We start from the raw sequence: 11,177 nt of genomic DNA, 5'->3' as shown, positions 1-11,177 counted from the left end.
GTTCTGGGTCCTTGTTCCTCTCACGCCCGGCCGGCGCCCGGCCCCCCCGGGCCGCCCCGCCCGGCCCGCCGGGTCCCGCACCGCCCGGCCCGACCGGACGGCCGGCCGGACTCGGCGGGCTCGGCGGGGCTCGGCGGGGCTCGGCGGGCTCGGCCGGTCATCGGACTCAGCGACTCAGCGACTCAGCGACTCAGCGGCCGGACTCGTGGGCGAAGACGGCCTGGGCGACCGCCTTCTGCAGCGGGCTCAGGTGCTTGTCGACGAGGGTCTGGTAGTCACCGGCACGGCCGTCGGCCCACTGGCCCAGGCCCGCGACCATGGCCCGGCCGGCGCCGGAGAACGCCTGCACCATGCCGCTGTCCGGGGGCAGGGTGGTCAGACCCGAGGCGGGCGGCGGGGCCTGGGCGCCGACCTGGTAGTCGTCGAAGGCCATGCTGAGGGTGGTGACCAGGTGGACGGTGTCCTTGGGGTCGGCCATGGTGAAGACGGCCAGGTTGTACTGGTTCTTGGCGCTGTCGGTGTACAGGGCGATCTGCTCGCCCAGGCAGCCCTTGGACGCGCGGATCATCCCGATCAGCCGCGGGCCGACCGAGTCCGGTTCGACGCAGGACTTCATGACGGTCGATCCGACCCTGGTGTAGACCTCGCCGCCGGCCGCCGTCACCTGGGCGGGGAACAGCTGGTCGAGCGGCAGCAGGGAGGCGTCCGGGGTGGCGGAGGCCCGGGCCGCGGCGGCGGAAGCCGTGACGGAAACGGACGCAGACGCGGACGCGGACGCCGTCGCCGACGCGGACGGGGCCGGTGACTCGGAAACGGCCGGGGCAGCGGACGGGGCCGCCGATCCCCCGCCCTCCTCGCCGGAGGGCCGCAGCAGGGTGAAGGCGCCGACGGTCACCGCGGCGGCGGCGAGGGCGAACGCGAGGTTGCGCGGCCAGACCCGCTGGGGGCGGGGCGAGGAGTCGTCGGGCCGCTGGTCAGGATCGGTGGGGAACATACCGCCGTACCGTAGTGATCTTGATTGCGGCGCTTGACGACGGTTCGATCACAGTGCGGTCACGGTGCCGGGCGCGGTGACGGCGTGTCGTTCGTGTCCTCCCTGGTCCAGGCGCCGGCGCCGAGGCGTCCGGTGGTGCCGAGGTCGAGTTCCGGGACGACCGTGACGGGGGCCGCGTCGGGGGTGGCGCGCACCCGCGCGTAGGGGGCGTTGAGCGGTTCCCCGGCACCGGCCTCGGTGGTGTTGCGCCACACCAGGGTGGTGCGGGCGCCCTCTCCCGGGCGCAGGGCGATCTTCCGCGGCGGGTCGTCGGCGCCGGTGCCGGAGGCGATCTCGGCGCCGCCGCGCAGGATCCGCACGCCGTCGAGGGGCTTGTGGTCGAGGTCGAGCGGCTGCACCTGCGGGTAGCCGTCGAGGGTGACGACGGCGGTGCCGCAGTTGCGCAGGTGCAGGCCGACCACGCGCAGGCCCATGGCGGCGTCGCCCTCGTCGGCGTACAGCCGCAGGCCGGAGGGCGGGCAGGGGCCGCCGGCGCCGGGCGCCTCGGCGGTGGGCACGCTGCGGACCTTGAGGAGCTCCGGCTTCGGCGGGCGGGGGTTGTCGGGCTGTCCCGGGGTGGGCGCGCCCGGACGGGAGCCCGACCCGGTCGGGCCGGGCGCGGCCAGGTCGATCCGCCCCTTCTCGGTGGCGCCGGGGGCGAGCCCGGTGACGGTCCGGGTGAGGCTCCCTCCCCCGCCCGACCCGGGACTGCCGAACACCGCCGCGCCGCGGCTCGGATCGGGGCCGTTGAACACCACGGTGTAGTCGTAGGGTTCGCTGTTCGAGTTGGTCACCTCGTACTCGAAGCAGGTGCGGCCGACGGCGGTGATCCGCACCCCGCCCTGGGCGAGCGCCGTCGGCTGCGCCGCGCCGGGCGCGCCCGGCAGCGGGGTGCCGCACGACCCGGGGCTGCCGGAGGCCTCCGGCCCGCCGCCGGAGGCCGCGGTCGTCGCGGTGCCGCCGGAGACCGCGGTGCCGCAGCCCGCGAGCAGCAGGGCGGCGCCGGCGGCGGCGAAGTGACGGACCATCAGCGAAGGTCGGGGCATGGAGGGCTGGCGCATCGGCCGAGTCGATCACGCCCACCGCCGGACGGCAGTGAGCCGCGTCACTTCGCGTGCAACAGCCCTGCCACGGTCCGTGCCGGTCCCCTCGCCAGGTGACGGCCCGCCGTCCTTTCGGGGGTCAGGTCAGGCTTGCCGGTCCTGGTGCCGTAGCCGGACCGGGCGGGGAAGTGGACGGTTCGCACGTCACCGTCGCACTTGTAGGGCCGCGCGGTGCCGGACCGGCAGGTCCACGGCTCCTTCTTGACGGTGTCGCCGTCGTTGCCGGTGAACGCCCAGTTCAGGTAGCCGCCGTCGCCCCGGTTGCGGAAGGTCGAGTCCCCCTGGAAGACCCAGATCCGGAACACGTCGTAGCCGGACGGTTCCTTCTTCTCCTTGTCCATGAAGTGGTTGAGCTTGTAGGTGGTGTCGAGCAGCACCCCCTTCATGTCGGCCTTGTACTCGTTCCTGAACCACTCGGTGTCGTACAGGTCGGTACCCACGGTCTTGAACACCATGACGTTGAATCCCGGGAGCTTCGCACTCAACTTCGTCGCGGTGCTCCGGGTGAACTCCGCGTTGTCCAGCTTGTTGAGGTTGGCGGCGTTGTGCATGAGCCTGATCGTGTCGAAGGCGGAGTTGATCAGCGCGGTCATGCAGTTGCCGCCGCCCGGCGAGGCCGGGGTCCCGCAGGTCTTGTCCACGGGGGCCGCCGCGGGGGCTGCCGCAGGCGCGGCCTGGGCCTGCGCGGTCAGGCCGGAGACCACGGCGACCGCGGCGACCCCGCAGGCCAGGGCGCGTTTCAGGCGGGACAGGGGTTGTACGTCGGAACCATCCTTCTTCTCGGAGAAGTTGGATGCTAGGCAGCGGAATTCTCCGTCCCGCGGCTCCTGACGCAATCCATATGACAAGATCAAGAAGCCTGACGCCTTTCACGCGCCAACCGGTCCGGTGGGCCCTGCGGACCGGGCTCGACCCCAGTGGCCTGCCTCGGGCAGGCCGGATCGGAGGACCCGCAAGGTGTCGACATCACCGGAGTTCCGCGGCTTCGACCTTGTGCGGCGCGGCTACGACCGCCCTGAGGTCGACCGCTATCTCAGCGCCCTGTCCGAAGCCGGTTCACCGCCGCCGCAGCCGGCGTTCCGGATCAGGTGGCGGGGCTACGACCGCGAGCAGGTCGACGCGCGCATCGCGGACCTCCTACGCGGCCGGGGCAGCAGCGCGTAACCCCCGCCACGGGCCCGGCGCAGGAAGTCGGACCGGCCGACTTCCTGCGCCGTGGGGTGTCCGGCACCCCGGCCGGGCCGGGCACAGGGTCCAGGGGCCCGGGCGAAGACCACCCGTCCGCGTGGCGGTGGCCCCGGCCGACCCGGGACCACCGCAGCCGGCCGCTCAGCGCGACTCGACAGCAGTTGAGGTCCCGCCCGTCCGCACGGGGTGCGGACGGGCGGGGCGACCAAGTGCTACAGCGCGGCCAGGACCCGGGCCCGCAGGGTCTCGTCGGCGATGCCCTCGACGGGCCGCCAGGCGTACCCGGTGACCTCTTCCTCCTGCAGGGTGACCGGCACCGCGCCGCCGGTCCGGAAGAGGAACCGCACGTCGATGTGCCGGTGCTCCGGTTCGCCCTTGGCGGGGTTCTCCGGGATGGTGTGCACGTCGATGTGAAGGGGACCGTCGGCGGCGAGCCCCTCGGCGCTGACACCGGTCTCCTCGGTCAGTTCGCGCAGGGCCGCGCCGACCAGGGTGGTGTCCTCGGGCTCCAGGTGCCCGCCCGGGGGGACCCACGTGTCCAGGACACGGTGGTGGATGAACAGAACCTCCCGCTTGTCGTTGACCAGGAGGGCCCCGGCGGTGACGTGGCCCCGGAACTCCTTCCGGCTGGTCACGTCCGCGTCGCCGCCGGAGGCCAGCAGTTCCAGGGCGACGGCGAGGTTCGCCTCGTCCTCGGGGAAGCGGGAGAGGTACGCCGTGAGCGTGGTGCTGATGTGGTCTGCCGTGATGGCCAAGGGATCTCACCTGTTGTAGAAGTCGAGCCACGTAGCCGCGATGGCTTCGTGAGCCTTGAACGTGAAGTAGCGCCGGGTCCTCTCGTACCTCGCACCCGGCTCAGACAGGAAGGTCCCAGCCCGGTCCGTCCTCGGTGCCGAGCCAGACGCGCTGTGCGGCCGCCGACACGGTGATCCCGAAACCGTCCTGGTGCGGCTCACCGGCCGCCTGCCAGCACCGGACCGCGCGCTCGACCCGGTCCCACAGGCGGACGGGCCCGCGCTGCGTCACGGTCCACCCGCCGCCGGGGCCGGGTGCCGTCCGTGCCTGCGATCCGGTGGACAGGTCCCAGAGGATCTGCCGGGCCCCCACACCCGTGCGGACGGCTGCGGGCGCGGCGAGTTGGGCCACCCAGCCGCCCGTCCAGCTGTCGAGTGTCGCCGGGTCGATGAAGGTCGGGGACTCGTCGCCGGGCAGCAGGTCCAGCGTTGGACGGGGCGGCCGGTCGTGCGGGCGGGCGATCATGAAGCTGGTCTGGTCGGTGAGGAACCGGCCGGTGGCCTCGCCGGGTCCGGTGACGTCGAGCAGCGCGAGGGCGTTCGCGCTGCTCCACCCGGAGAGGGTGACCAGGATTCGACCGCCGGGTTTGACCTGGTGGAGCCATGGGAGGGGGATGTATCGAACCGAACAGGTGGCGATGAGCCGGTCGTACCGGCCCCCGTCCGGGTCGCCGCGCAGCCCGTCTCCGACGATCAGTCGAGGGGAGAACCCCGCGGTCCTGATCGCTGCCGCGGCTGCCGCGCCGACCGTCGGGTCGTACTCGACGCTGGTGAGGTTGGCGTCCCCGAGGCGGTGGGCGCCGAGGGCGGTCGAGTATCCGGTCCCGGTGCCGATCTCCAGCACCCGGTGCCCGGCCTCGGCGTCGAGTTGCTGCCACATGCGCAACACCACGGACGGGAGGGTGGACGACGAGGACGGGATACCGGTCACGGCTTCCCCGGCCGTGTCCTCGGGCCCGATGCGGCCGTCGAGTTGGGTGACCAGCGTCCGGTCGTCGTAGATCCCCTCCAGCCATCCGGGCTCGCCCTCGCGGACGGGGCGGTAGCTGGTCGGAACGCTGCCGGTGACCGGGGCGAAGTGGGTTCCGACGAAGAGTTCCCGTGGAACGGCCCTCGCGGCGCTCTGCCACTCGCGTTCGGTCAGCGCACCGTTCTCGGTGAGCCTGTCGGCCAGAGAGGCGCGGAGTTCAGCCGGTGTGCTCATGTGTCACGGCCTTTCTGGAGCGTGTAGGCCCTGACGAGCAGGGTGTCGGCCGAGCGTGCGCCCGAAGTGGCAGGGGGGAGCCGATCGATGCTGATCGCGGTGAACCCGGCCTCGTCCAGCAACTTCGTCCAGACGTGCTCCTGAAGGACCCAGCGACGCATCGTCGTCGCAGTGCCGTCCGGGGTGCGGGCCGGAATGTCGGCGTGCCGGACGTCCGGCTCGGCGGGCGCTCCGCCGAGGTAGTGGCCCAGGGTGGAGGCGGCGAACAGCCCGCCGGGACGCAGGGCGCGGGCAGCGGCGGGCAGCAGCCGGCGGGGGTCGGCGAAGTCGAGGCCGCCGAAGACGGAGTAGAGGACGTCGTACGCATCCGGGTGCGCCTCCAAGTGCTCGACCACGCCGGTGCGCAGGGTGCGCAGGCGCGGCGCGAGGTGACCGTAGAGGTCGCAGGCCATCGCGTGCTGGGCGGGAGAGGCGTCGATGGCGTCGACCCGGGCCGGCTCGTGGTGGGCGACGAGGTGGGCGGCGTGTCGGGCGGCGCCCGCGCCGAGGTCGGCCAGTACGAGGCCGGTGACGTCGCCCAGCACCTCGCTCCCCGGCCCGCCGTCCTGGGCCCAGACCCAGCGGAAGGAGCCGGGGACGGCCCGGTCCGCGTCGGCGCGGGTGCGGCCGTAGTGGTGCCAGAGGTCCGGCATGGCGGCCTGGGCGGGTGAGGTGGTCGTCACCCGGGCCATCCTGGTGCCCGGCGCGCCCGGGCGCAGGGATTCGGGCGAAGACCACCCGTCCGCGTGGCGGTGGCCCCGGCCGGGCCGGGACCACCGCAGCCGGCCGGTCAGTGCGAGTCGTTGCCGGGGTGGCAGGGGCTGCAGTTGGCGGCGTCGGCCCACAACGGCAGGTCCACGTCCCAGCCGTCAGCCGCGATGAGCCGGGCGGTGCGCAGCACCGTACCGTCGTCCTTGAACTCGACGGCCGGCACGTGGTGCAGGAAGTAACCGTCGTTGTGGGTCCGGCACAGCTCGGCGTAGGCGACGGTGTCCAGGATGATCGTGTGGACGCCGATGTCCACCAGCGCGCTGGGGCCGAGGCTCAGACGCTCGCCACGGTGGGCCATCGCGGTCAGCAGGTAGGCGTAGCCCTGGCCGAGGACGCGGGCGGCCATGACGGAGTCGTACGGGTAGTCGCGCATCAGCAGGCCGATCTGCTTTCCCCACAGATCGGCGGGGATGTGGTCGCGCACGTTCCGGAGCGGTCCGACGGTCGGGTCGGTGGGCGCAACTGCGGTTGCCATGGTTCCTCCGACTGCTGTTGGGGCACCTGGTGGCGCCGGGCACTGCCCGGCGGCCCTGTGAAAGCTACGGACCAACCCCTCTGGCACTCAAGGAAGTTGCAAAAACTTGCGGCCGCTTCACCTCAGCGTGTCGATCGCGGCGGTGATCAGCTCACGGGCCGCGCTGCCGTGCACAGCCAACCCGGCGAAGCGGGCGAACGTCCGCGCGTAGAGGGCGAGGTCGCTGGGTGCGGTCACGGTGACCTGGGCCGACAACAGCTCCACCCCCGCCTGCCGATCGTCGAAGAGGTTGAAGGTCTCCGTCGGCCACATGGTGCGGGCGGCTGTGAACGGGATGATGCCCAGCGACACCGACGGCATCGACATGGCCCGCAGCAGGTGGCCGAGTTGGCTGGCCATCACCTCGTCGTCGCCGATCCGGTATCGCAGGACGGACTCCTCGATGACCGCGACGAAGCGGCGCCCTCCCTCGAGGACGATTCTGGAACGGGCGAGCCGGGCCTCGACTGCGGCCTCCACGTCGTCCGGGGTATGACGGACATCGGCCACGGTGCGCAGCAGGGCGTCTGCGTACTCCCGCGTCTGCAGGACGCCGGGGACGACCCGGGAGGAGTAGGCGCGGAAATGGCGAGTGCGGGTGTAGAGCGGCACCCGGGCTTCCTGCGCCTGGCGCAGGCCCGTACGGGTGATGCGTCGCCACTCGACGTACAGGGAGTCCACCGCCCGGTTGGAGGCAATCAGGTCGGGCGCCTGGTCGTCAACTCCGCAGGCCTCGCACCAGGCGCGGATATCGGAGTCCGACGGGGCGACCTTGGCGTTGAGGATGCGAGAGGTCTTCGCCGGGTGCCAACCGCAGCGGGCCGACAGTTCCCCACCCTTCAGCCCGGCGTCGCGCATCAGCTCGCCAAGGCGTGCGGCGAGGGCCCTGCGGGCGGCCTGGACGCTGGAGGACGGGGAGATCGACATCATGCTGCCGTGGCCGGTCTTGACGTGGTCAGACAGTGTAGCTCTCGTGCGGCACGGCCCGTTCCCAGGCCGCCTCGAACGCGGTGGCGCACAGCAGGGCCACCGCCGGGTCGTCGCTGAACGACGGCCCGGCGGACTCCCCATCACCGGTGAAGTGGTTGAACCGCACCGACTCGCTGTCGAACAGCCAGAAGTCATTGCCCGGCAAGGCGATGTCCGAGGCCTGCCGCCGGGGCAGCCACCGGATCTGCTCGCCCGCGGCGATGTTGGTGAAGGTGCCGGAGTACTCGAACCTGATGTACTCCGACACCGGCTCGGACACGATCCGCACGCGCCGGACCTCGACGCCCCGGGCGACGGTCTCCTCGATCAGCGTCAGCCACGGGCGCCACCAGGACGTACGGTCGTCAGGGTCGTGGCGGAAGCCGTCCCGCCACGCCGCGAAGGGCCCGGTCTCCTTGGCCACACTGTAGGAGTCGCGCATCTCCAAGTGGACTGCGCTGGAGCGGGCGGCGGCCAGTTGCTCAGCGAACGTCGGTACCTTCGGCGGCATCGCACGCCTTCCTCAAAATCGGCACCATCCGCGCCGGCAGCCGGACCACATCCTCCGAATCGGGGATGCTGCCGGTCTCCAGACACTTGGCGCGCAGCTTCTCGGCGGCCTTCCAGCCCTGCACGACGATCTCGTCAGCTTCGTCGTCGTACCAGACGGTCGGGCACTCGTCGTCCCCCGTGTTGGGGTCAATCCCGATCAACCGTAGTGCCACGCCGGCCCCCTCTTGCCAGTGGATTGCTCTGACTTGCTCGACAATTCCCCGCTGAACGACCGCCGTCAAGACTCCCGCCGCACGCAGCGACCGCCGGCCCGATCTCCTGCCGCGACAGAATCCGCCGAGCCGGTCAGCGAGGCGCTGGCGGGGGCACTGGACTCTCGAAGATGGCCGAGCTGGCCATGGCCGACTACCGATCAGGCGGGACGGTACTCCATGTGGGGTACCGCCCGTTCCCAGACGGCCTCGAAGGCCTTCGTGCACAGTTCCACGGTGGCCGGCTCCTGCGTCATCACGTTCCGGGGATCAGCCCACTCGCCGTCACCGGTGAACAGGTTGAACCGCACGATCCGGCGGTCGAACAGCCAGAAGTCGGCCCCCGGCAGCGCAAGGTCCAGCGCCCGGCTCCGGGGCAGCCACCGGATCTGCTCACCGGCCGCGATGTTGGTGAACGTGTGGGAGTGCTCGTAGCGGATGTACTCGGTGACGGGCTCGGACACGATCCGGGCACGCCGGACGGTCACTCCGCGGGCAATGGTCTCCATCACGAAGTCGTGGAACGGATGCCACCACTCGTCCCGGTTCTCCAGGGAGTACCGGTGCCCGGCCTTCCATGCGGCGAACTGGTCGGCTTCGTCGGCGACGCTGTACTGATCGCGCATCTCCAGATGCACGGCCGACCTCTTCGTCTCCCGGAGCAGGGTCCTGAAGTCCGGCACGTTCGATGGCATCGCAAGCCTTCCTGATGAAGAGGATCATTCGCTCGGGGCAAGCCATTCGGTCTTCCGGCGTCCGATGCCGCCTTGTCCGGCGTCTCCCGACGAATCGCCCATCCGGTGGACGTTTCGGGGCCCGGAGCAGTGCCGCAGCCCCCGGCGCGTGGGCGGCGGGGGCCGGCGGGGTCAGGCGTCCTCGTCGGGCGGGGTCGTACGGAGGGCGTTGACGACGCCCAGGGCCACGATGGAGACCGCGACGGCGAGGAGGACGGCGAAGGCCGTCCCGATCAGGAACCTCACGAGAAGTCCCGCTCCGCGTCGAGGAGCAGGACGAGGAGGTTCAACAGCGTCGAGGCCGGCGCGGTGTTGAAGCGGACGAGGACGCGGCCGTCGATGGTCCGGTCGGTGCCGGCCGAGGGGAAGATCAGGCCGAACTTCCGCCCCCGGTCCTGGACTTCGGCGAGGAGCGTGCTGATGTGGGCGTCGGTGTAGTGCCGGATCCGGGGGTCGGTCGGCAGCATCGGGTGGCGGCGGGCCATCACGCGGCGCCGTCCAGCTCGAACCAGACGGATTTGGCACGCTCGTGGGGGTCGACGCCCCAGCGGTGGGTGAGGCCCTCGACGAGCTGCAGGCCCCGGCCGGACTCGGCGAGCAGGGAGAGCGGCGGGGTCGCGGGGAGGATCGGGCTCCCGTCCGTGACGGAGACGCGCAGGGAACCGTTGATGGAGATGATCTCGACGAGCGGGGCGGGGGTGTCCCCGTGCCGCCAGGCATTGACGAGCAGCTCGCAGAGGGCGAGCTGCGCGTCGGAGATGACGGAGGGGGACCAGCCGACGCGGGTCATGCTGTTGTGGAGGGTCTGACGGGCGATGGCGATGGTGGGGGTGTTGATGTGACGCATGGGAGTTCTCCCGAGGCGTGAGTGAGGGAGGAACCGGCGGAACATGTGTCGCCGTGAGCCAGGCCGTTGGAGAAGGACTTGGCTGCTCTGCGGTGCTTGCTAGCAGGCGTTACTGACGATCCGTCGGATCGGTGTGAGATCGACCATAGCGCACACGAGTATCCAAATTTCCACCCTTCCTGGATTGTTCCCCCTACGGTGGTAACTGGTGGACCACTGCTCGACACGAGCGGCACACTGGCCACACGCACGCCTGGAAGGAAGTCATGCCGCCACGATCGAACCCAACGCTCCGCCAGCGCAGGCTCGGGACCGAGCTGCGAAGAATCCGCGAACATGCCGGGTTCGGCGGCTCGCAGCTCGGCCGTTCCGTAGGCATGAGTCCAGCCCAGGTGACACAGATGGAGTCCGGCCGGATCGGCATCAGTGTCGAACGGCTCCACACCATCGCGGCCGCCTGCAACTGCGCCAATCGACCCTTGATCGACGCGCTCGCCGCCATAGTCACGGAGAGGGGAAAGGGTTGGTGGGAGGAATACAGCGAGGTCCTTACGTCGGACTACCTTGAGGTTGCCGAGATCGAGGGCCACGCGGAGAAGCTCTCCATGTGCACCACCACGTACATCCCCGGGCCCCTTCAGACCGCCAGCTACGCCTCGGCCGTTTTCAAGAGGATCTTCCCCCCGCTCCCCCGCAAGGATGTAGACATCCGAACGGCGTTCCGCATCCAGAGACAGCAGGTCATTCGTTCTGGCCGGACACCGTTTCGAGCGTTCATCCACGAAGCCGCACTGAGGATGCAGTTCGGTGGGCCAATGGTGCTCGTGGACCAGCTCGATGCCCTACTCGAAGACTCCCAGCAGCCCGGCATCTCCGTTCGAGTCGTTCCCTTCGCGGTCGACACGTTCCCCGGCGCCGGAGAGAACCTGACGTTCGCAGAGGGACCGGTCGCCGAACTCGACACGATCCAGTTGGACGTCTCTCAGGGCGCCCTGTTCTTCGACTCTCCAGCAGACCTTGCCAAGTATCGGGCGATCTTCGCACGTCTTGACACCACAGCCCTCCCTGAAGATGGGTCTCGAAACTTCATCCGATCCATCAAGAAGGAACTGGAAGACACGTATGCCTGAGTCGGCATGGCAGAAGTCCAGCTACAGCGCCTCAAGCAATGAGTGCGTAGAGCTCCGTACGGTCGCCGGGGCGGTCGAACTCCGCGA

16 protein-coding genes are annotated in these 11,177 nt (G+C 70.7%); 3 read left to right on the top strand and 13 right to left on the bottom strand.

Features of this window, described 5'->3' with window-relative positions:
• Positions 1-190 precede the first annotated feature (190 nt).
• Genes ACFVHV_RS33410 through ACFVHV_RS33400 form a run of 3 tightly spaced genes read right to left on the bottom strand, consistent with a single transcriptional unit; the run spans position 191 to position 2,984 of the window.
• The gene (locus ACFVHV_RS33410; RefSeq protein WP_359906243.1) at positions 191-994 is read right to left on the bottom strand and encodes a hypothetical protein; all 804 of its coding nucleotides are present in this window, start codon (positions 992-994) and stop codon (positions 191-193) included.
• A 59-nt stretch (positions 995-1,053) separates the two neighbouring features.
• Positions 1,054-2,094, bottom strand: coding sequence for a DUF4232 domain-containing protein (locus ACFVHV_RS33405; protein WP_359906240.1), 1,041 nt, complete (start codon positions 2,092-2,094; stop codon positions 1,054-1,056).
• A 44-nt stretch (positions 2,095-2,138) separates the two neighbouring features.
• The gene (locus ACFVHV_RS33400) at positions 2,139-2,984 is read right to left on the bottom strand and encodes a hypothetical protein (protein ID WP_380356242.1); all 846 of its coding nucleotides are present in this window, start codon (positions 2,982-2,984) and stop codon (positions 2,139-2,141) included.
• A 109-nt stretch (positions 2,985-3,093) separates the two neighbouring features.
• Here ACFVHV_RS33400 and ACFVHV_RS33395 point away from each other — a divergent pair, with 109 nt between their 5' ends.
• Positions 3,094-3,300 (top strand): hypothetical protein, encoded by a 207-nt coding sequence (locus tag ACFVHV_RS33395; RefSeq protein ID WP_380356239.1) that lies wholly within the window; start codon positions 3,094-3,096, stop codon positions 3,298-3,300.
• 236 nt (positions 3,301-3,536) lie between these two features.
• Here the strand turns inward: ACFVHV_RS33395 and ACFVHV_RS33390 are convergent, their stop codons facing one another.
• The 10 genes from ACFVHV_RS33390 to ACFVHV_RS33345 all read right to left on the bottom strand — a co-directional run bounded on the left by ACFVHV_RS33390 (position 3,537) and on the right by ACFVHV_RS33345 (position 9,960).
• A complete protein-coding gene (locus ACFVHV_RS33390; RefSeq protein WP_380356236.1) occupies positions 3,537-4,079 on the bottom strand; it encodes an NUDIX hydrolase in 543 nt (180 codons plus the stop codon).
• 100 nt (positions 4,080-4,179) lie between these two features.
• Positions 4,180-5,322, bottom strand: a complete 1,143-nt coding sequence (tgmC, locus tag ACFVHV_RS33385) for an ATP-grasp peptide maturase system methyltransferase (protein WP_380356233.1) — start codon at positions 5,320-5,322, stop codon at positions 4,180-4,182.
• Positions 5,319-6,014, bottom strand: coding sequence for a class I SAM-dependent methyltransferase (locus ACFVHV_RS33380; RefSeq protein WP_380356249.1), 696 nt, complete (start codon positions 6,012-6,014; stop codon positions 5,319-5,321). Before ACFVHV_RS33380 ends, tgmC begins: the two co-directional genes overlap by 4 nt.
• A 137-nt stretch (positions 6,015-6,151) precedes the next feature.
• Positions 6,152-6,607, bottom strand: coding sequence for a glycine-rich domain-containing protein (locus tag ACFVHV_RS33375; RefSeq protein ID WP_380356230.1), 456 nt, complete (start codon positions 6,605-6,607; stop codon positions 6,152-6,154).
• 117 nt (positions 6,608-6,724) lie between these two features.
• Positions 6,725-7,576, bottom strand: coding sequence for a helix-turn-helix domain-containing protein (locus ACFVHV_RS33370; RefSeq protein ID WP_380356227.1), 852 nt, complete (start codon positions 7,574-7,576; stop codon positions 6,725-6,727).
• A gap of 25 nt (positions 7,577-7,601) precedes the next feature.
• Positions 7,602-8,126 carry a DUF6879 family protein gene (locus ACFVHV_RS33365; RefSeq protein WP_380356224.1) on the bottom strand — a complete coding sequence of 175 codons (525 nt, stop codon included), beginning with the start codon at positions 8,124-8,126 and terminating at the stop codon, positions 7,602-7,604.
• Positions 8,098-8,340, bottom strand: a complete 243-nt coding sequence (locus tag ACFVHV_RS33360) for a hypothetical protein (protein ID WP_359906221.1) — start codon at positions 8,338-8,340, stop codon at positions 8,098-8,100. Before ACFVHV_RS33360 ends, ACFVHV_RS33365 begins: the two co-directional genes overlap by 29 nt.
• Before the next feature lie 200 nt (positions 8,341-8,540).
• Positions 8,541-9,074, bottom strand: coding sequence for a DUF6879 family protein (locus ACFVHV_RS33355; protein WP_380356221.1), 534 nt, complete (start codon positions 9,072-9,074; stop codon positions 8,541-8,543).
• 281 nt (positions 9,075-9,355) lie between these two features.
• Positions 9,356-9,598 (bottom strand): hypothetical protein, encoded by a 243-nt coding sequence (locus ACFVHV_RS33350; protein ID WP_359906215.1) that lies wholly within the window; start codon positions 9,596-9,598, stop codon positions 9,356-9,358.
• Positions 9,598-9,960 (bottom strand): ATP-binding protein, encoded by a 363-nt coding sequence (locus tag ACFVHV_RS33345; protein ID WP_359906212.1) that lies wholly within the window; start codon positions 9,958-9,960, stop codon positions 9,598-9,600. The genes ACFVHV_RS33350 and ACFVHV_RS33345 overlap by 1 nt, the downstream gene beginning before the upstream one ends.
• A 266-nt stretch (positions 9,961-10,226) precedes the next feature.
• On the opposite strand from ACFVHV_RS33345, the gene ACFVHV_RS33340 reads away from it, so the two are divergent.
• Together ACFVHV_RS33340 and ACFVHV_RS33335 are read left to right on the top strand one after the other, a co-directional pair.
• Positions 10,227-11,090 carry a helix-turn-helix domain-containing protein gene (locus ACFVHV_RS33340; protein WP_380356218.1) on the top strand — a complete coding sequence of 288 codons (864 nt, stop codon included), beginning with the start codon at positions 10,227-10,229 and terminating at the stop codon, positions 11,088-11,090.
• Positions 11,032-11,177 (top strand): DUF397 domain-containing protein (locus ACFVHV_RS33335; protein ID WP_380356247.1); only part of this gene is annotated, 146 nt, incomplete at its 3' end. The genes ACFVHV_RS33340 and ACFVHV_RS33335, both read left to right, overlap by 59 nt.

The sequence above is a fragment of the Kitasatospora sp. NPDC127116 genome, from assembly GCF_042677365.1.
In the GTDB taxonomy this organism is placed as follows: domain Bacteria; phylum Actinomycetota; class Actinomycetes; order Streptomycetales; family Streptomycetaceae; genus Kitasatospora; species Kitasatospora lactacystinica.
The sequence above is the reverse complement of the archived record's forward strand: the minus strand, read 5'-3'. Positions and strand labels throughout refer to the sequence as shown.

Bases quoted from the DNA above. Each gene is read 5' to 3' on its own strand.
- ACFVHV_RS33410 (WP_359906243.1), bottom strand. From the start codon at position 994: ATGTTCCCCACCGATCCTGACCAGCGGCCCGACGACTCCTCGCCCCGC.
- ACFVHV_RS33405 (WP_359906240.1), bottom strand. From the start codon at position 2,094: ATGCGCCAGCCCTCCATGCCCCGACCTTCGCTGATGGTCCGTCACTTC.
- tgmC (WP_380356233.1), bottom strand. From the start codon at position 5,322: ATGAGCACACCGGCTGAACTCCGCGCCTCTCTGGCCGACAGGCTCACC.
- ACFVHV_RS33380 (WP_380356249.1), bottom strand. From the start codon at position 6,014: ATGCCGGACCTCTGGCACCACTACGGCCGCACCCGCGCCGACGCGGAC.
- ACFVHV_RS33375 (WP_380356230.1), bottom strand. From the start codon at position 6,607: ATGGCAACCGCAGTTGCGCCCACCGACCCGACCGTCGGACCGCTCCGG.
- ACFVHV_RS33370 (WP_380356227.1), bottom strand. From the start codon at position 7,576: ATGATGTCGATCTCCCCGTCCTCCAGCGTCCAGGCCGCCCGCAGGGCC.
- ACFVHV_RS33365 (WP_380356224.1), bottom strand. From the start codon at position 8,126: ATGCCGCCGAAGGTACCGACGTTCGCTGAGCAACTGGCCGCCGCCCGC.
- ACFVHV_RS33355 (WP_380356221.1), bottom strand. From the start codon at position 9,074: ATGCCATCGAACGTGCCGGACTTCAGGACCCTGCTCCGGGAGACGAAG.
- ACFVHV_RS33350 (WP_359906215.1), bottom strand. From the start codon at position 9,598: ATGGCCCGCCGCCACCCGATGCTGCCGACCGACCCCCGGATCCGGCAC.
- ACFVHV_RS33345 (WP_359906212.1), bottom strand. From the start codon at position 9,960: ATGCGTCACATCAACACCCCCACCATCGCCATCGCCCGTCAGACCCTC.
- ACFVHV_RS33340 (WP_380356218.1), top strand. From the start codon at position 10,227: ATGCCGCCACGATCGAACCCAACGCTCCGCCAGCGCAGGCTCGGGACC.